Source organism: Roseovarius marisflavi (genome assembly GCF_900142625.1).
Taxonomy (GTDB): Bacteria; Pseudomonadota; Alphaproteobacteria; order Rhodobacterales; family Rhodobacteraceae; genus Roseovarius; species Roseovarius marisflavi.
The window spans coordinates 167,278-184,940 of sequence record NZ_FRBN01000004.1; the positions used below are offsets into that span (position 1 = coordinate 167,278).

Genomic DNA, 17,663 nt, shown 5'->3' on the forward strand with positions numbered 1-17,663 from the left:
ACAGCCTGACCCTCAGAATGCCAAATCCGGACTAAGAAACGATTAAGAAAAATACACCGCGCCGACCCATGCGCCACAAAGAGCCCGCCACGGCGCGGCGCGGTCTGCAAAGCCCGGGCACCGCCGACAACCCGGCGCGCATCAGGGCCTTGCAACCGGCATGAAAGCCCTACTTTGGTCGTAGGAACCGCCCCCATCAAAGCCTTGCTCTTTGGAAAATCTAGGCTAGGCTCGCGTCTTGTGAATGCAACGTAAGAGGTATTTTCACTGGCCTGCGAAGGGGAGAGCGCGCGCCGGTTCAGCGTTTCGATTGCAAGACCAGGCGACCCGATTGTAGCCCTGACACGACGATCAAACACGTAAGATTTTCAAATGGGAGGAACCACATGAAACATCTGCTATCATCCATTGCCGCGCTCGCCCTGACGGCCGGGCTGGGCCACGCACAGGGCGCGAATGTGCCCGACAACCTCGACAAGCTGTCGAATTTCCAATCGACCGGCGTGACCGATTTTACCTTTATCGAGCAAAGCGGCGCCTATGCCGATGGCATCAAGAAGACGCTTGAGGGCATCACCCTTCCGGCCGGCTTCAAGATCGGCCTTTACGCGGTTGTGCCCGATGCGCGCCACATGGCCGTCGGCCCGCAGGGCGTGGTCACCTTTGTCGGCACCCGCAAAGACAAGGTCTGGTCGGTGACCGACCGCAACAAGGATCGTGTCGCCGATGAGGTCAAGGATTTCGCGCCCTCGCTCAAGTTCTCGATCCCGAACGGCCCCTGCTTTTCCAAGGATGGCTTTCTCTACATTGCCGAACAGAACCGCGTGCTGCTGTTCCCTGCTGCGGAATTCTTTTACGAAAGCCCCGATGTGGCGGCCTTCAACCTTGTTGCACAGGGTGACCTGATCCCCGAAGAACAGGAAAGCTTCAACCACACCGCGCGGGTGTGCGATATCGGCCCGGATGGCAAGATCTATATCTCGCTCGGCCAGCCGTTCAACGTCGCGCCGAAAGAGAACCTTGAGATCAACACCAAATGGGGGATCGGCGGTATCATCCGCATGAACACCGATGGCACCGGCCGCGAGGTCTATACCTACGGCGTGCGCAATTCGGTCGGTCAGGATTTCCACCCCGAAACCGGCGATCTGTGGTGGACCGACAATCAGGTTGACGGCATGGGCGATGACATCCCCCCCGGCGAGCTCAACCATCAGACCGAGGCGGGCCAGCACTTTGGCCATCCCTGGTATGGCGGCGGCTCGGTGCGCACCAACGAGTACAAGGGCGAAGACGTGCCGGTTGACGTGGTGATGCCTGCGGTCGAAACCGTGGCCCATGCCGCCGACCTTGGCATGACCTTCTACACCGGCAAGATGTTCCCGGCGCATTACAAGAACGCCATCTTCTCGGCGCAGCACGGCTCGTGGAACCGCACAGATCCGGTTGGCGCGCGCGTCATGGTCACCCATATCGCCGAAGATGGCACCGCCACGATGGAGCCGTTTGCAGAGGGCTGGATCGACGAGAACGGTGAATACCTTGGCCGCCCGGTGGACGTGGCGCAACTGCGCGACGGCTCGCTTCTGGTGTCGGATGACCTTGCCGGCGCGATCTATCGCATCTGGTACGAGGGCAACTGATGCTCAAGGCATGTGTTCTGGCTCTGGGCGGGGGTTTCCTCGCCCAGAGTGGCCTTGCCCAGGAGGCCGTTGGCGATCCTGAGGCCGGGCGCAAGCTTGCCGGTCAATGCCGCACCTGTCACGGCATCGACGGCTTTGCCAAAATCCCGATCGCGCCGCATATCGGCGGCGAGAACCCGGCCTATATCACCCATCAGCTGACCGCGTTTCGCGATGGCACACGGGTACACGAGATGATGACCGTCGTGGCCAAAAACCTTGACGATACCGCCATCGCCAACCTCGCCGCCTGGTACAGCAGCCAGACCCCGGTCGCCGCACTGTCCGCGCGCCAATCGCCCGACGATGCGCCCGAAGGCTGTGTTGCCTGTCACGGCGTCGACGGCATCGCCCAGATCGAGGATGCCCCCAATCTTGCGGGCGAAACCACCATGTATATCGACACGCAACTCAAGGCCTTTCGCACCGGAAAGCGCACCCATGACATCATGACCGGGATCGCCGCCGAGATGACGAACGAGGAAATCCGCGCCGTCGCCGAATGGTACGCCGCGGTTGATTTCAAGGTGAACCCTTCGGACTAACTCCGGCCAATCGGTCAATGTGCGTGGAGTCTGGCACCAGCACCACCGTTTCCTGCGGCGGTTTTCCCCGGCGTGATACCCTGTGCCTGAAACCGGTTGGGGTTGGCCATTAGCTTCGCGGCCCAGAGGCTGATCTTGGCAAAGTGCCGGGCCTTGCGCGGCGGTTTCGGGTAGAGCGCGCGGCATTTATGTGAATCGGTCAGCATGAGTGATTTCAAACCCTGCGGGCCAGGGTAAAAGCTTTCGACAGCAAGCCCCTCTGCTAAGATGATCTCGTGCCGGTCGAAGGCGAGGTTGACAACATCGGCCCGGCCGGTGCCCATAATGCGGGTGACGGCCGGATGCGACGCCAGCGCCTTTGCCGCCCTGCCCGAGGTTTTGGGCGCGCGACTTGCGCCCTGCACCCTTTTCGCGGAAAACCAGACCCGGCGGCTTAATCCACCCAAAGCGCACCAAATGCTGGAGTTACCCGCAAGGAGTGCGTAGAACCAACTGAACCCGAATGACCAAGGCCCTCGCATGACCAAAAGCAAAGACGCCGTCAACACCCCGGAACTCGCCCAAGACCCGCACCGGGTACGCGATCTCAATGAACGAAACCTTGAGTCCGCCATCGGCCGCGAGGTTCGTGCGTTTCGCCATCAAAAGGGCATGACCGTGGCCGATCTTGCCAATGCGACGGGACTGTCGCTCGGGATGCTGTCGAAGATCGAGAACGGCATCACATCGCCCTCGCTGACGACATTGCAAATTCTGGCGCATACACTCAGCACGCCAATCACCTCATTTTTTCGCCGCTTTGAAGAGCGACGCGAGGCGATGCATGTCAAGGCCGGGGATGCGGTTGAAATCAACCGAGCCGGCACCCGCTCGGGGCATCAGTACAACCTGCTTGGCCATATCGGCAGCAACGCCTCGGGCGTCACGGTCGAGCCATATCTTATCACCCTTTCGGAAACCTCTGATGTGTTTCCCACGTTTCAGCATGACGGCCTCGAACTGCTGTACATGCTCGAAGGCGTGATCGATTACCGACATGGCGACAATCATTACCTGCTGGAACCGGGCGATAGCCTGTTCTTTGATGCCGATGCGCCGCATGGCCCGGACGGGCTTGTGAAACTGCCTGCGCGCTATCTGTCGATCATCTGTTACCCGCAGGGCAACTAACTCCTTCAGGCCACAGACCAACATGACCCGATTGCGCCCCGCACCAGCGGTGCGCATTCAGTTTGCGCCATGCTTGTTAAGAAAAAAAGTTTCCTGGCAGTTGAATCAATTGTTTTCTGTGCTAGAGTTTTCTCAAACATGAACCAAGGAGAACCGACTCATGTGTGGCATTGTGGGCTTATTCCTGAAGGACAGCGCGTTAGAACCGCAGCTGGGCGCCCTTCTGACTGACATGCTGGTCACTATGACCGACCGCGGCCCGGATAGTGCCGGCATCGCCATTTACGGCGGCGCAGAGGCCGGCAAATGGACCATCACCGTACAATCGGCCAATCCCGACGCGGATTTCGCAACGCTTGAGGCCGATCTTGCCGCCGCCCTGGACGCGCCGGTCAAGATGACGATCAAAGACACCCACGCGGTGCTTGTGCTTGACGCCGACAAGGCCGACGCCGCGCGCGCCGCCCTTAAATCCCTGCGCCCCGACCTTCGCATCATGAGCTCGGGCGAAAGCATCGAGATTTTTAAAGAGGTCGGCCTTCCCGCCGATGTGGCCGCCCGCTTCGAGGTCTCCAAGATGTCCGGCAGCCACGGCATCGGCCACACCCGCATGGCAACCGAATCCGCGATCACCACCATGGGCGCGCATCCGTTTTCCACCGGGCCCGATCAATGCCTTGTGCACAACGGCTCGCTCAGCAACCACAACAGCCTGCGCCGCCGCCTGATCCGCGAAGGCATGACCTTTGAGACCGAAAACGACAGCGAAGTCGCCGCCGCCTACCTGAGCTGGAAAATGGCCAACGGTGCCGATCTCGGCGGTGCCCTTGAGGCCTCTCTTGACGATCTCGACGGGTTCTACACCTTCGTTGTCGGCACCAAGGACGGCTTTGGCGTGCTGCGCGATCCGATTGCCTGCAAGCCCGCCGTGATGGCCGAGACCGATCAATATGTCGCCTTCGGCTCGGAGTACCGCGCGATGGTCAACCTGCCGGGCATTGAAACCGCCCGCGTCTGGGAGCCCGAACCCTCAACCGTTTATTTCTGGAAGCACTGACCCATGCAGACATTCGATCTAGAGGCCGACGGGCTGCGCGCTCTTAATTCCACGCTGCACGCCCAAAAGGAAAGCACCAACGCAACCGCCTGGGAAATCATCAACCCCAAGGGCAGCCACGCGCTTGCCGTGGGCGTCGATGCCCCGCTCGATATTACCGTGCGCGGCTCGACCGGGTATTACTGCGCTGGCATGAACAAGCTTGCCACGATCCGCATCAAGGGCAATGCCGGACCGGGCGTGGCGGAAAACATGATGTCGGGCAGCGTCATCATCGACGGTGACGCAAGCCAATATGCTGGCGCCACCGGGCGCGGCGGTACCCTTGTGATCAAGGGCAATGCCGCCTCTCGCTGTGGTATCTCGATGAAGGGCATCGACATCATCGTGCATGGCAACATCGGCCATATGTCGGCCTTCATGGCGCAATCGGGCAACCTTGTGGTCTGCGGCGATGCCGGCGACGCGCTTGGCGACAGCCTCTATGAGGCGCGGATTTTCGTGCGCGGTTCGGTCAGGAGCCTTGGCGCGGATTGCATCGAAAAGGAAATGCGCCCCGAACATATCGAGATCCTGCGCGATCTTCTGGCCCGTGGCGAATGCGATGCCGACCCGTCGGAATTTCGCCGCTATGGCTCGGCCCGCAATCTCTATAATTTCAACGTCGACAACGCGTCGGCCTACTGAGGCACATTCAGATGACTGATCAATCGCCGAAAATTCCCCAAACCGTGCCGCGCCAGTCCGCCACTTTCACCAATGAGATCAACTCGGAAATCCGCCGAGCTGCGGCGACGGGCATCTATGATATCCGCGGTGGCGGCGCCAAGCGCAAAGTCCCGCATTTCGATGACCTCTTGTTCCTTGGTGCCTCGATCAGCCGCTATCCCCTCGAAGGCTATCGCGAAAAATGCAGCACCAATGTCACCCTCGGCACCCGCTTTGCCAAAAAGCCGATCGAGCTTGATATCCCCGTCACCATCGCCGGCATGAGCTTTGGCGCGCTGTCGGGCAACGCCAAAGAGGCGCTTGGCCGCGGCGCCTCGCTTGCGGGCACCTCGACCACCACCGGCGACGGCGGCATGACCGAAGAAGAGCGCGGCCATTCCAAAACGCTGGTCTACCAGGTGCTGCCCTCGCGCTATGGCATGAACCCCGATGACCTGCGGCGCGCCGATGCGATCGAGGTGGTGATCGGTCAGGGCGCCAAGCCGGGCGGCGGCGGCATGCTTCTGGGGCAAAAGATCACCGACCGGGTCGCCGAGATGCGCACCCTGCCCAAGGGCATCGACCAGCGCTCGGCCTGTCGTCACCCCGATTGGACCGGCCCCGACGATCTTGAAATCAAGATCCTCGAACTGCGCGAAATCACCGGCTGGGAAAAGCCGATCTATGTGAAAATCGGCGGCACGCGACCCTATTATGACACCACTCTGGCGGTCAAGGCGGGTGCCGATGTGGTGGTTCTTGACGGCGTGCAGGGCGGCACGGCGGCAACACGGGACGTGTTCATCGAACACGTCGGCCTGCCGACGCTGGCCTGTATCCGCCCCGCCGTTCCGCCGCTTCGCCATTCTTGTATCCATTCATGCGGGTTGGATACATCTTGGCATGCTGTCCGAATTTGCCGGGCCGCTTCCGGCCTATGGCGCGATGCTTTCACTCAAAGGGCATCCAGGCAGGTGCCCTTTATCGTTCAAGCGGAAGCCGGCACGCTCTGTTCGCTCTCGTAGGCCTCGATGATCGCGGCCACAAGCGGATGGCGTACCACATCTTTGGATGTGAAATAGTTAAAGCTGATCTTGGGAATGGCCTTCAAAAGACGTTCCGCGTCGGCCAGCCCCGACGGCACCCCTCGCGGAAGGTCGATCTGGGTGCGATCGCCGGTGATCACCATGCGGCTGCCCTCGCCGAGGCGGGTCAGGAACATCTTCATCTGCATCGTGGTGGCGTTCTGCGCCTCGTCCAGCACCACAAAGGCGTTCGACAGGGTGCGCCCGCGCATGAAGGCCAGCGGCGCGATCTCAATCCGCTTTTCCTCAATCAGCTTGGCAAGCTGCTTGCCGGGCAGGAAATCGTTGAGCGCGTCATAGAGCGGCTGCATGTAGGGGTCGACCTTGTCCTTCATGTCGCCGGGCAGATAGCCAAGCTTTTCACCCGCTTCGACCGCCGGGCGCGACAGGATGATGCGATCCACATGGCCTTCGATGAACATATTCACCGCCACTGCAACCGCCAGATAGGTCTTGCCGGTGCCCGCTGGCCCGATGCCAAAGGCAAGTTCATTGGCAAAAAGCGAGTGAACATAGGCCTTTTGCGCGTCGGTGCGCGGCTCGACCAGCTTTTTGCGGGTCTTGATCTCGACCGCACCGCCCTTGAACATCTCAAGCTGATCACCGTCGCGCGCGCCGGTGCCCGCATCCGAGCCGCCCATGCGCAATTCGCGGTCGACATCGCCGTGCTCCACGCCTTTACCGGTTTCAAGCCGCCCGTAAAGCGCGTTCAGCACGGTCACCGCCTCGGTGGCGGCGGCCTCGTCGCCGATGATCGACAACTGATTGCCGCGCCGGACGATCTGCACGCCAAGGCTGCGCTCGATCGCGGCAAGGTTCTTGTCGTATTCGCCGCATAAATCAATCAGCAGCTTGTTATCGGGAAATTCAATAACGGCTTCGTGGATCGAAGCCACGTCGGAAACGGGGGGTGGCGCACTATGGACCAATCAGTTCTCCAAAAACCAGAGGTGTGATTTCAGCCTGCCAAGTTGCGGGGCAAGGTGCAAGCGGTGGGTGGCAAAACTTTGCTGACCACAACGAAAAACTGCGGACCTTTCGGCCCGCAGTTCAATTTTTCGACCAATGGCCGCTCCGCTCAGAGCGAATCCGGGATCGAGCTGCCACCTTTGAAGTTGCCGGTGGCAACCGTCGCCGGCCCGACGCCCGAACAGACCGGCTTGCCGAATTTATCCAGACGCTGCGACAGGTAGCCCTCGACGCCATCGTCGATGATCCAGTGATCACAGCCGTTGGGGTCAATCCAGATACCAGCCTGAAGCTGGCTCAGGTGTTTCCGGTCGGTGCCGCGATCGCTGGTCTTGTCGGACCCGATCGCGCCATGAGCGCCACCTTCACAGGCGGCAAGCAGGCCGATGATCGGAAGCGCAAGTGCAAGTTTAACTGTTTTCATCATCCGATCCCCTTAACGCCAGCACAAGATTTCGACACGGCGGTTTTTGGCCATGCCCGCTGCGGTATTGTTTGACGCCTTGGGCATCCGTTCGCCGTACCCACGAACATCGGCAATGCTCGCGCCGGTGCGCTTGGCGACCGAGGCAACCGCATTGGCACGACGCAGCGAAAGACCCATGTTGTATTCATCCGAGGCGCGGCTGTCGGTGTGACCGACGATGGTATAAGACACCGCTCCTGCCTTCTGGAAGAACTCCGTAAGGCGCTGGCGACCGCCGGAATTGATGCGCGCGCTGTCGGTGGCAAACATCTGGTCGGTATTGATCACGCCACAAAGGTTCACCTCGCGACAGACCGGAATGCCCTGGCGGCTGACATGGGGGGACATATAGCCTTCGGCCCCGTCATCCATGACCCAATGCTCACAGCCATCGGGATCAACCCAGATTGTCGGCACATAGCGCTCGCCAACGATGGTGCGTTGACCGCCACTCTGGGCAAAGCCCACCTCCGCTGTCATGGCGACACAAAGGGCAGCGGCACAAACGCCCCCGACCATGCCGCGCAGCGTTTTCGAAATAATTTTCGTCACCCTACTGTCCTTTTCGTGGCCCCGGCCAAACACGTGCAACAAAGGCACCGACCGACCGTTAAATATGGCTGAATTGTAGCAATAATCAAAAGAAAGTGAAGCAAATTCCACCATATATTGTGGATAGAGTTGAAACAATCCATAGAGCTCGCCGTAATTCTGCCACAATCAGGGCAAATAGCGCAGGTTTCAGCCCCGGACCAAACGTCCGGCCAAAGAGTTGGTGCCGCTCTCGATGATCTCGACACGGGCCAGATCGCCCACGGCAACATCGGCATTGGCCACGTGAACCGCGTGCAGGTAATCTGATTTCCCCATCATCTGCCCCTCAAGGCGACCGGGCTTTTCGAACAAAACCCCCACGGTGCGCCCCACCATCGCGTCCTGAATGGCGCGTTGCTGGCGGGTGATCAGGCCTTGCAGACGTTGCAGGCGCTCGGATTTCACATCCTCATCGACCTGCGCGCGCTCGGCGGCGGGGGTGCCGGGGCGGGTCGAATATTTGAACGAATAGGCATAGCCGTAATTGACCTCTTCAACGAGATCCAGCGTGGCCTGAAAATCGGCTTCGGTCTCTTCCGGGAAACCGACGATGAAATCGCCCGACAACAGGATATCGGGGCGCGCCGCGCGAATGCGCTCGATCAGGCGCAGATAGCTTTCGGCGGTATGGCTGCGGTTCATCCGCTTGAGGATCTTGTCGCTGCCCGACTGCACCGGAAGATGCAGATAGGGCATCAGCTTGGCGCATTCGCCATGCGCCGCGATAAGGTCGTCGCCCATGTCGTTGGGGTGGCTGGTGGTAAAGCGGATGCGTTCAAGACCGTCGATGTTATTGAGCGCCCAGATCAGCCGCGCCAATGTCCAGTCACCGCCGTCCTCGCCCGCGCCGTGATAGGCGTTCACGTTCTGGCCCAGAAGGGTGATTTCGCGCACGCCGCGCTCGACCAGGTTGCGGGCCTCTTCGAGGATGCGGCTGGCCGGGCGGCTTACCTCGGCGCCACGGGTATAGGGCACCACGCAGAACGCACAGAATTTGTCACAGCCCTCCTGCACCGTCAAAAAGGCGGTCGGGCCACGCGCGGCCTTGGGCCGGTGGCGAAGGGTGTCGAATTTGTCGTCGGCGGGAAAATCGGTATCAAGCGCCGTGCCCCCGGCGCGCACCTTGGCCTCCATCTGGGGCAGTCGGTGATAGCTTTGCGGCCCGACCACCAGATCGACCAGCGGCTGGCGGCGCATGATCTCTTCGCCCTCGGCCTGCGCGACACAGCCCGCCACGCCGATTTTGAGATCAGGGTTCGCGGCCTTGAGATCGCGAAAGCGGCCCAGCTCGGAATAGACCTTTTCGGCGGCCTTTTCGCGGATATGACAGGTGTTGAGCAGGATCATGTCAGCGTCATCGGGGCTTGTGGTTTCGACATAACCCGCACCGCCCATGGCCTCTGCCATCCGCTCGCTGTCATAGACGTTCATCTGACAGCCATAGGTCTTGATATAGAGTTTTTTCACATCGGCCATATGCCCGGCTCCTGCCATGGTTTCAGGGGGCCTGACTACATCACTTTCAGGGGCACTTGCAATGCGTCTGCGTTTGGCCGATTCTTGCACCAAAAGGACCGAGCAACGCATGCCCTCACCGCGCCTCAGAGACTTTCTTGCCAACCCCGGCAAGGCCCTTGCAAAAGGGCCTGTGGCCATGGTGTTTGCCGAAGATGAGACCGAGCTTAATTCGACCCTGCGCCATCATCTTGATTCGGGGTTCAAATCGGTGCTGGCGTTCTTGCCGGACAACTTTGATCTCGCCCCCGACGTGGCACAGGCCGAGACTGTTTACCGCATCCAGCATGATCTTTCGGGCGGCGACAGCCTGAGCGAGGCGGTCAATGCGGTGATTGCCGCCGCGCCGGGGCTTTGGATGTATTACTGCTACAACGCCGAATACCTGTTCTATCCGTTCTGCGAAACGCGCACCGTCGGGGAAATGCTTGCCTTTCACGCCGAAGAGCGGCGCGACGCGATGCTGTGCTATGTGATCGACCTTTATGCCGACGATCTTGATACCCATTCAAATGCGGTCTCGCTGGAACATGCGCATATGGACAAATCCGGCTATTATGCGCTTGCCCGGCCCGATCCGGGCAATCACAACCACGCCAAGGAACGCCAGCTTGATTTCTTCGGCGGCCTGCGGTGGCGCTATGAAGAGCATATCCCGTCCAAGCGCCGCAAGATCGACCGGATCGCGCTTTTCAAGGCCAGGCCGGGGCTGATCCTGCGCGAGGATCACACGTTCAGCGAGGAAGAATACAACACCTATGCCTGTCCCTGGCATCACAATCTGACAAGTGCGATCGTATCTTTTCGCACCGCCAAGGCGCTCAAGCGCAACCCCGGCTCGACCTTTGATATCCACACGTTCAAGTGGCACAATTCCATTCCGTTTGACTGGCATTCGCGACAATTGCTGGATCTGGGGTTGATGGAACCGGGGCAGTGGTTCTAGTCAGGCATTTGGCGGCTCTCAAATTCGCTGGATGCCAGCTTTTGCGCTGAAGCCCTGGAGGAGGCTATTTCCAGCTACGGCAAGCCAGAGGTCATGAATGCGGACAATCATATGATAGTCTCCGGTTCTCGGGTGGTTTGACTCAAACAGCGACCGACCTGACACGAGTCTTTCCCTGGACCTGTCGACTGCCCGGGAACGCCTTGCGGTGAGGCTTTGTCTCGAAGATGCCGCGTGACCCAGGAAGGGCCTGACCATCTGGTCTCATGACTGTCCTGAAAAGCAGGACCACTTCATTCTGAGCGCTCCGATGTGCATGTTTATGAATCTGTTCAGGCCCCGCGACCTCGGTTGCCTTTGCTCAAGACGTTTACCTCGAACCGGGGGGCTGGCTTCTCAAGCTTGCTGTCGGGTCATCTCGGACGTAATAGGGATGCATCCTTACACTTCCACTTCCAGCATTCTGCGTGAGCTTCCATGTTAACTGAAATCCTGATTGAAGATGAGCGCTGGGCCCTCCTGGATTTCAGCCCACTTGCCGAACGCGCGGCCCAGGCCACCCTGATCCATCTCGGCCTTGATCCCGCCGATTGGGAAATCAGCATTCTGGGCTGTGACGATGCGCGCATAGCCGTGCTGAACGCGGATTTTCGTGAAAAGCCGCAGGCGACCAATGTGCTGTCCTGGCCAAGCGAAGAGCGCGCGGCGCAAACCCCCGGCGCGCTGCCCGATCTGCCGGTGCCGGGCCCGGATGCTGGGCTTGGCGATATCGCCATCGCCTATGACACCTGCGCCGCCGAGGCGGAAGCTGGCAACAAGCCGCTTGCGGATCATGTGACGCACTTGATTGTTCACGCGGTGTTACATTTGTTGGGTTATGATCATATCCGTGACCAAGATGCCACTTTGATGGAAGCAACCGAAGTGGCGATACTTGGCAAACTGGGGTTACCTGACCCATATTAGGACATTGGGCGCTTGTGCCCGCAAACTAGAAAGAGACGGATGGGCGAGAGTATCGACGGGTCTTCTAACGCAGCGCAAAGCGCGCAGCCGGAAGACCAAACGGCAAGTGAAGAAACAGGCGGTTTTTTTCGCCGTTTCATAGGTGTGTTCAACCCCACCGATGCCACTGCTTTGGACGAGCAAGAAGATGCAACGCCGACCAACGGCGGCTTTGGCATGCGCAACCTGCGTGACATGGCGGTCGAAGACGTGGCCATCCCCAAGGCCGATATCGTCTCGGTGCCCGCTACCATAACCAAGGACGAGCTGGTGCATGTTTTCCGCAACAGCGGCATGACCCGCCTGCCGGTCTATGAGGGCACGCTGGATACGCCGATCGGCATGGTGCACCTCAAGGATTTCGCGCTCAAGCACGGGTTCAACGGCAATGGCGGGCGCTTTTCGCTCAAGCGGATGCTGCGGCCCTTGCTGTTCGTGCCGCCCTCGATGCCGATTGGCGTGCTTTTGCAAAAGATGCAGGCCGAGCGGCGCCACATGGCGCTTGTGATCGACGAATATGGCGGCGTTGACGGGCTTGTCACCATCGAAGACCTGATCGAACAGGTCGTCGGCGAGATCGAGGACGAGCATGACATCGACGAGGGCCATTTCTGGAACGAGGAAAGCCCAGGCTGTTACGTGGCGCTCGCCAAAACCCCGCTTGAGGATTTCGAGGCAGAGATCGGCCAATCGCTGACGGATGTGGATTCGGTCGATGAAGAGGAAATCGACACGCTCGGCGGGCTGGTCTTCATGCTGCTTGGCCGGGTGCCGGTGCGCGGCGAGGTGATCGAGCATCCCGCCGGGCCGGTGATCGAGGTGATGGAGGCCGATCCGCGCCGGGTGAAACGCCTGCGCGTCCGGCTTGCCGAGCCGGTGAATGGCTAACCTTTCAGGCCTGCCGGACCGGGCCTTGTGCCGCCTTGTCGGCTTGGCGCCCCTGCGCCGCTGGCTAAGTGTCATTGCGATCGGCGCACTCGCCGCTCTGGGGCAGGCGCCATTTGGCCTTTGGCCGGTGACCCTTGTGATGGTCGCGCTGCTCTTTGGACTTTTTCTCAAGGTCTCTGACTGGCGTCAGGCGGCGGGGCTCGGCTGGGCCTTTGGCACCGGGTATTTCCTTGTGGCGCTCAGCTGGATCGTCGAGCCCTTTCTGGTCGATGTGGCGCGCCACGGCTGGATGGCGCCTTTCGCCTTGTTGGGTCTGGCGGCGGGGCTTGCCCTGTTCTTTGCGGCCGGCCTTGCGCTTGGCCGTGCGCCGGGGGGCGGTGCGGCCGGATTTATCGGCGGGCCTGGCTTGGCCGAGGCCGCGCGCGGATATATTTTCACCGGGTTTCCATGGGCACAGCCGGGGCATGTGTTGATTGATACGGGCCTGTTGCACTGGGCCTCTTATGCGGGAGCGCTCGGGCTGACGGCGCTTGTGCTTGGCGGGGCAGCGGCGCTTTGGCATGCGGTGTCGGGCGGGCGGGTCGCCGCCGTGGTGGTGGTTGCGCTTGGCTTGCTCTGGCCCTTGGGCGCCGGTTTGCGCCCCGATGCGGCGGCGCAGACCGGCGCGCCGACCGTGCGCCTGATCCAGCCCAATGCGCCGCAGCATGAAAAGTGGCAGGCTGACAAGATACAGGGGTTTTTCGACCGCCAGATCCTGTTCACGCAGGCGGGGGAGCAACGCCCCGATCTGATCGTCTGGCCGGAAACGGCGGTGCCGGTCATGCTCAACAACGCCGCGCCGACGCTTGAGGTGATCTCGGCGGCCGCGGGCGGCGTGCCGGTGGTCGTGGGGTTACAACGCCATGACGATCGGCGGCTTTTCAACTCGCTGGCGCTGGTTGAGGCGGGCGGCACCGTCGCGGCGGTCTATGACAAGCATCATCTGGTGCCCTTTGGCGAATATGTGCCCTATGGCGACTGGCTTGGGCAGATCGGCATTCACGGCCTCGCCGCAAATGAGGGGCAGGGCTATTCCTCGGGGCCGGGGGCGCAGGTGATCGACATTGGGGGGCTTGGCGCGGCCCTGCCGCTGATCTGTTACGAGGGGGTCTTTGCGCAGGATGTCCTGTCGGCGCCCCGGCGGGCGGATTTCATGCTTTTGATCACCAATGACGCCTGGTTCGGGCAGGTCTCGGGGCCCTATCAGCATCTGGCACAGGCCCGGCTGCGCAGCGCCGAACAGGGCCTGCCGATGATCCGGGTCGCCAATACCGGCGTCTCGGCGATGATAGACGCCACTGGCCGGATCACGGCCCGCATCCCGATGGGACAGGCAGGCTGGCGCGATGCGCCCTTGCCGCCGCCCCTGCCGCCGACGTTTTATGCGCGCACCGGCGATCTTGGGGCGATCGTGCTTTTCGCTCTGCTGCTTGCGCTGTCACGCATTGGCCACAGGAAAAACGCCCGCCGCATATAGTGATTGACGCCATCGGGGCAGGGGCGTAACCAAGCTCGCATTCGTCACAACGGCTTCCTGACGTGGCGCAAGAGTATATTGGAGCGTTTTCATGGCAAGACAGAACTATCTTTTCACTTCCGAGTCGGTCTCGGAAGGGCATCCCGACAAGGTGTGTGATCGCATCTCTGACGCGATCCTTGATGCCTTTCTGGCGGAAGAGGCCAATGCCCGCGTGGCCTGCGAAACATTCGCCACAACCAACTGTGTCGTCGTCGGCGGCGAGGTGGGTCTTTCTGATCCTGCGCGCCTCAAGACCTTCATGGGTGGCGTTGAGGATATCGTGCGCGAATGTGTGCGCGACATCGGATATGAACAGGAAAAGTTCCACTGGAAAAACCTGTCGTTCCAGAACCTGCTGCACCCGCAGTCGGCGCATATCGCGCAGGGCGTGGATCGCGACGGCGCCGGGGACCAGGGCATCATGTTCGGCTATGCGGTTGATGAAACAAAAGAATTGATGCCGGCCCCCATTCTCTATGCTCATGCGATCCTCAAGCGGCTTGCAGAGGCGCGCAAATCCGGGGCCGAGCCGACACTTGGGCCGGATGCCAAGTCACAGCTGACCCTGCGCTATGAAGACGGTCGCCCGGTCGAGGTCACACAGCTTGTTCTGTCGACCCAGCACACCGATGAAAGCCAGACCAGCGACGACATTCGCGCCATTGTCGAGCCCTATATCAAAGAGGTTCTCCCGGCCGGTTGGCTGACCGAGAAAACCGAATGGTGGGTGAACCCGACCGGCACCTTCGTGATCGGTGGGCCGGATGGCGATGCAGGCCTGACCGGGCGCAAGATCATCGTGGATACCTATGGCGGCGCGGCCCCGCATGGCGGCGGCGCGTTCTCGGGCAAGGACCCGACAAAAGTGGACCGTTCGGCGGCCTATGCGGCGCGCTATCTGGCCAAGAACGTGGTTGCGGCAGGTCTGGCAGCACGCTGCACCCTGCAGCTCAGCTATGCGATCGGTGTGGCCAAGCCGCTGTCGATCTATGTCGATACGCATGGCACCGGGCAGGTGGATGACATGCGGATCGAAAAAGCGGTCGAGGCCTGCATGGACCTTACCCCGCGCGGCATCCGCGAGCATCTTGACCTCTGCCGCCCGATCTATTCGCGCACAGCGGCCTATGGCCATTTCGGCCGCGCACCCGAGGCCGATGGCGGCTTTAGCTGGGAACGCACCGATCTGATCGAGGCCTTGAAAAAGGCAGTTTAATCAAGGGGCTGGCGCGCGTTCTTCGCGTGCCAGTTTAACTGAATATGAAGCGCGACACACATCCTTCAGGCGCGCCTTGGCGCAACTTTTATGGTCGGTTCAAGGGCAAGACCCTGCGGCCAAGCCAAGAGACCTATCTTGACGAAGATCTGGCGAAACTATCGCCGGGGGCGGTCGGATGGGACGAGAACCCTGACCGCGAAAACATTGATCTCAAAGCGCTTTTTGGCGACAAGGATGTCTGGCTCGAGATCGGCTTTGGCGGTGGCGAGCACATGGTGCATCAGGCCGTTCAAAACCCTGACGTCGGCATCATCGGCTGCGAGCCTTTCATCAATGGCGTGGCCATGCTCCTGGGGAAAATCCGCGCGGCCGAGGCGGATAACATCAAGGTTTATCCCGGTGACGTGCGGCACATGTTTGACGTTTTGCCAGACGCCTCGATTTCGCGGGCGTTTCTTCTTTATCCTGATCCATGGCCGAAAAAACGCCATCACAGACGCCGCTTTGTCACGCAAGAGCATTTAACTCCGCTCTGCAAGGTTCTGAAAAAAGGCGCTATTTTCCGTGTGGCAACGGACATTCCCGATTATGTCCGCCAAACTCTTGAAGAGGTGCCGCACCATGGCTTCGAGTGGCTTGCAGAGCGCCCCAGTGATTGGCGCGAGCCCTGGGATGACTGGATATCAACGCGCTATGAGCAAAAGGCCCTGCGCGAGGGGCGCGTGCCGCATTACCTGACGTTCCGCAAAATCTAAGGCTCGTCCGGCAAGGGGCGGATGAGCGCTCAGGCGGCCAGCTTGGTGCCAAGTCGGCCCAGCATATCGAGGCACTGCTGAAGCTGATCGAGCGACACATATTCATCGGGCTTGTGGGCCTGATCAATCGAGCCGGGCCCGCAGACCACCGCAGACATGCCGTATTGCTGAAAGATGCCGGCCTCGGTGCCGAACGGCACAAGCTCTGCCCCATTGGCGCCGGTCAGCTCCATCAGGATCGCCTTGGCCTCGTTCATTTCCGCAGGTTCCAGCCCGTCAACCTCGCCGATGACTTCGGTCACGATATTGGCGTCGGGGCAAATGCTTTGCATGGCGGGCAAGAGCACGTCGCGGCAATACTGGCGCAGGTCGTCCTTGACGAAAGCGGCGTCCGAGGCCTGAACCGGGCGCATTTCCCACTCGATGCTGGCATTCGAGGCAATCACGTTATGGGCCACGCCGCCCTTTACGCTGCCGGTGTTGATCGTGGTCCAGGGCGGCTCAAAGCGGCTGTCGCTTGGCGCACGCGCGCGCAGCGCATCCTTGAGCGCCAGCAGGCGATTGATGTAGCGCGCCGCATATTCCACCGCGTTCACGCCGCGGTCCGGGGCCGAGCCATGGCCCGCAAGCCCGCTGAAGTGGGTGGTATATTCATAGCACCCCTTGTGGCCCTCGATGATGCGCATGCTGGTCGGCTCGCCGATGATCGCCACGCCGGGGCGGATGCCCTTGGCCTTGAGGCTGTCGACAAGGGCCTGCGCCCCGAAACAGCCCACCTCTTCGTCATAGGTAAAGGCGAAATGCAGCGGGCGATCCCTGACCTGTTCGGCAAAGACCGGGGCCATGGCGGTGGCGGCGGCGATAAAGCCCTTCATGTCACAGGTGCCGCGCCCGTAAAGATGGCCGTCATGCTCAATCAACTCGAACGGATCGCTGGCCCAATCCTGTTCGGCCACGGGCACCACATCAGAATGACCCGACAGAACGATGCCGCCATCCACCTCGGGGCCGATGGTGGCGAAGAGGTTGGCCTTATGGCCGATTTCGTCATGAAAGATATCTACCCGCGCCCCATGGGATTCAAGCACATGCGCAAGATAGGCGATCATATCGAGATTGCTCATTTCCGAAACGGTCGGAAAGGCGATCAGATCGTGCAAAAGCGCGACGGTATCGGAAAGCATGGTGCGCACGGGCAATATCCTTGGCGGTTTGAAGGTCGTTGAGACTGCGTGACTGTGTTGAGCATGGCCAAGCCCGTCAAGCCCTGAGGGTGTAAATTTCCCAGGATGACACCGCCGAAAGCGAGGTGAAGAGTTGCAATTGCGACTCTGAGTGGTGGATGGGTGTGTGAATTCAGTCTCACACCGCTAGATATCTGGCAAATATGCTCATTTTGTCCGAATCACTTCAAAAACATCTAGCGATTGTGTCTAAGAAACGGGAATTGGAAGGCAGAAAAGTAAAGTGATGCGCCAAAGTATTACGTTGTGAGGCTTAA

General features: G+C 60.5%; 17 protein-coding genes, 1 pseudogene and 1 riboswitch. Of the genes and pseudogenes, 12 read left to right on the top strand and 6 right to left on the bottom strand.

The annotated features are described in order from the left end of the window. The first annotated feature begins 386 nt into the window (after nt 1-386). Both BUB78_RS06085 and BUB78_RS06090 read left to right on the top strand, forming a co-directional pair. Entirely contained in the window at nt 387-1,643 is a 1,257-nt protein-coding gene (locus BUB78_RS06085; protein ID WP_073196083.1) for a PQQ-dependent sugar dehydrogenase, read from the top strand. Beyond that, nucleotides 1,643-2,227 carry a c-type cytochrome gene (locus BUB78_RS06090; protein ID WP_073196086.1) on the top strand — a complete coding sequence of 195 codons (585 nt, stop codon included), beginning with the start codon at nt 1,643-1,645 and terminating at the stop codon, nt 2,225-2,227. The genes BUB78_RS06085 and BUB78_RS06090 overlap by 1 nt, the downstream gene beginning before the upstream one ends. Before the next feature lie 14 nt (nt 2,228-2,241). Here the strand turns inward: BUB78_RS06090 and BUB78_RS06095 are convergent, their stop codons facing one another. Beyond that, the gene (locus BUB78_RS06095) at nt 2,242-2,631 is read right to left on the bottom strand and encodes a Hint domain-containing protein (RefSeq protein WP_073196089.1); all 390 of its coding nucleotides are present in this window, start codon (nt 2,629-2,631) and stop codon (nt 2,242-2,244) included. 115 nt (nt 2,632-2,746) lie between these two features. Between BUB78_RS06095 and BUB78_RS06100 the strand changes: the two genes are divergently transcribed. The 4 genes and pseudogenes from BUB78_RS06100 to BUB78_RS06115 all read left to right on the top strand — a co-directional run. Further along, a complete protein-coding gene (locus BUB78_RS06100; protein ID WP_084732783.1) occupies nt 2,747-3,397 on the top strand; it encodes a helix-turn-helix domain-containing protein in 651 nt (216 codons plus the stop codon). Between the two features lie 160 nt (nt 3,398-3,557). Beyond that, on the top strand, nt 3,558-4,454 hold the full coding sequence (locus tag BUB78_RS06105) for a class II glutamine amidotransferase (RefSeq protein WP_073196094.1): 897 nt from the start codon (nt 3,558-3,560) through the stop codon (nt 4,452-4,454). Between the two features lie 3 nt (nt 4,455-4,457). Beyond that, complete coding sequence (locus tag BUB78_RS06110; protein WP_073196096.1) at nt 4,458-5,141, top strand: GltB/FmdC/FwdC-like GXGXG domain-containing protein; 684 nt, start codon at nt 4,458-4,460, stop codon at nt 5,139-5,141. 11 nt (nt 5,142-5,152) lie between these two features. Continuing rightward, a pseudogene (locus tag BUB78_RS06115) lies at nt 5,153-6,040 on the top strand (FMN-binding glutamate synthase family protein); the annotation flags it as partial. A 110-nt stretch (nt 6,041-6,150) separates the two neighbouring features. On the opposite strand, the gene BUB78_RS06120 reads toward BUB78_RS06115, so the two are convergent. From BUB78_RS06120 to miaB, 4 genes are all read right to left on the bottom strand, one after another. Then, a complete protein-coding gene (locus tag BUB78_RS06120) occupies nt 6,151-7,143 on the bottom strand; it encodes a PhoH family protein (RefSeq protein WP_245813374.1) in 993 nt (330 codons plus the stop codon). A gap of 182 nt (nt 7,144-7,325) precedes the next feature. After that, a complete protein-coding gene (locus tag BUB78_RS06125) occupies nt 7,326-7,640 on the bottom strand; it encodes a hypothetical protein (protein ID WP_139279266.1) in 315 nt (104 codons plus the stop codon). Nucleotides 7,641-7,652: 12 nt separating this feature from the next. Beyond that, entirely contained in the window at nt 7,653-8,234 is a 582-nt protein-coding gene (locus BUB78_RS06130) for an OmpA family protein (RefSeq protein WP_425442135.1), read from the bottom strand. Between the two features lie 189 nt (nt 8,235-8,423). Beyond that, nucleotides 8,424-9,752 (bottom strand): tRNA (N6-isopentenyl adenosine(37)-C2)-methylthiotransferase MiaB, encoded by a 1,329-nt coding sequence (gene miaB, locus BUB78_RS06135; RefSeq protein ID WP_073196103.1) that lies wholly within the window; start codon nt 9,750-9,752, stop codon nt 8,424-8,426. Nucleotides 9,753-9,861: 109 nt separating this feature from the next. Here miaB and BUB78_RS06140 point away from each other — a divergent pair, with 109 nt between their 5' ends. The 6 genes from BUB78_RS06140 (at nt 9,862) to trmB (ending at nt 16,162) form a co-directional block, all read left to right on the top strand. Further along, a complete protein-coding gene (locus BUB78_RS06140; protein ID WP_073196244.1) occupies nt 9,862-10,737 on the top strand; it encodes a glycosyltransferase family 2 protein in 876 nt (291 codons plus the stop codon). A gap of 477 nt (nt 10,738-11,214) precedes the next feature. Then, nucleotides 11,215-11,703, top strand: coding sequence for an rRNA maturation RNase YbeY (gene ybeY, locus BUB78_RS06145; protein WP_073196106.1), 489 nt, complete (start codon nt 11,215-11,217; stop codon nt 11,701-11,703). Nucleotides 11,704-11,742: 39 nt separating this feature from the next. After that, entirely contained in the window at nt 11,743-12,630 is an 888-nt protein-coding gene (locus BUB78_RS06150; protein ID WP_073196109.1) for a CBS domain-containing protein, read from the top strand. Beyond that, on the top strand, nt 12,623-14,146 hold the full coding sequence (gene lnt, locus BUB78_RS06155; protein WP_073196113.1) for an apolipoprotein N-acyltransferase: 1,524 nt from the start codon (nt 12,623-12,625) through the stop codon (nt 14,144-14,146). Before BUB78_RS06150 ends, lnt begins: the two co-directional genes overlap by 8 nt. Before the next feature lie 38 nt (nt 14,147-14,184). Continuing rightward, nucleotides 14,185-14,232, top strand: a riboswitch (SAM-SAH riboswitch). 5 nt (nt 14,233-14,237) lie between these two features. After that, on the top strand, nt 14,238-15,404 hold the full coding sequence (metK, locus tag BUB78_RS06160; protein WP_073196116.1) for a methionine adenosyltransferase: 1,167 nt from the start codon (nt 14,238-14,240) through the stop codon (nt 15,402-15,404). A 44-nt stretch (nt 15,405-15,448) separates the two neighbouring features. Further along, entirely contained in the window at nt 15,449-16,162 is a 714-nt protein-coding gene (gene trmB, locus BUB78_RS06165; RefSeq protein ID WP_073196119.1) for a tRNA (guanosine(46)-N7)-methyltransferase TrmB, read from the top strand. A 29-nt stretch (nt 16,163-16,191) separates the two neighbouring features. Here trmB and argE read toward each other — a convergent pair whose 3' ends face one another. Continuing rightward, nucleotides 16,192-17,346 (bottom strand): acetylornithine deacetylase, encoded by a 1,155-nt coding sequence (argE, locus tag BUB78_RS06170; protein WP_073196121.1) that lies wholly within the window; start codon nt 17,344-17,346, stop codon nt 16,192-16,194. Nucleotides 17,347-17,663: the final 317 nt, after the last annotated feature.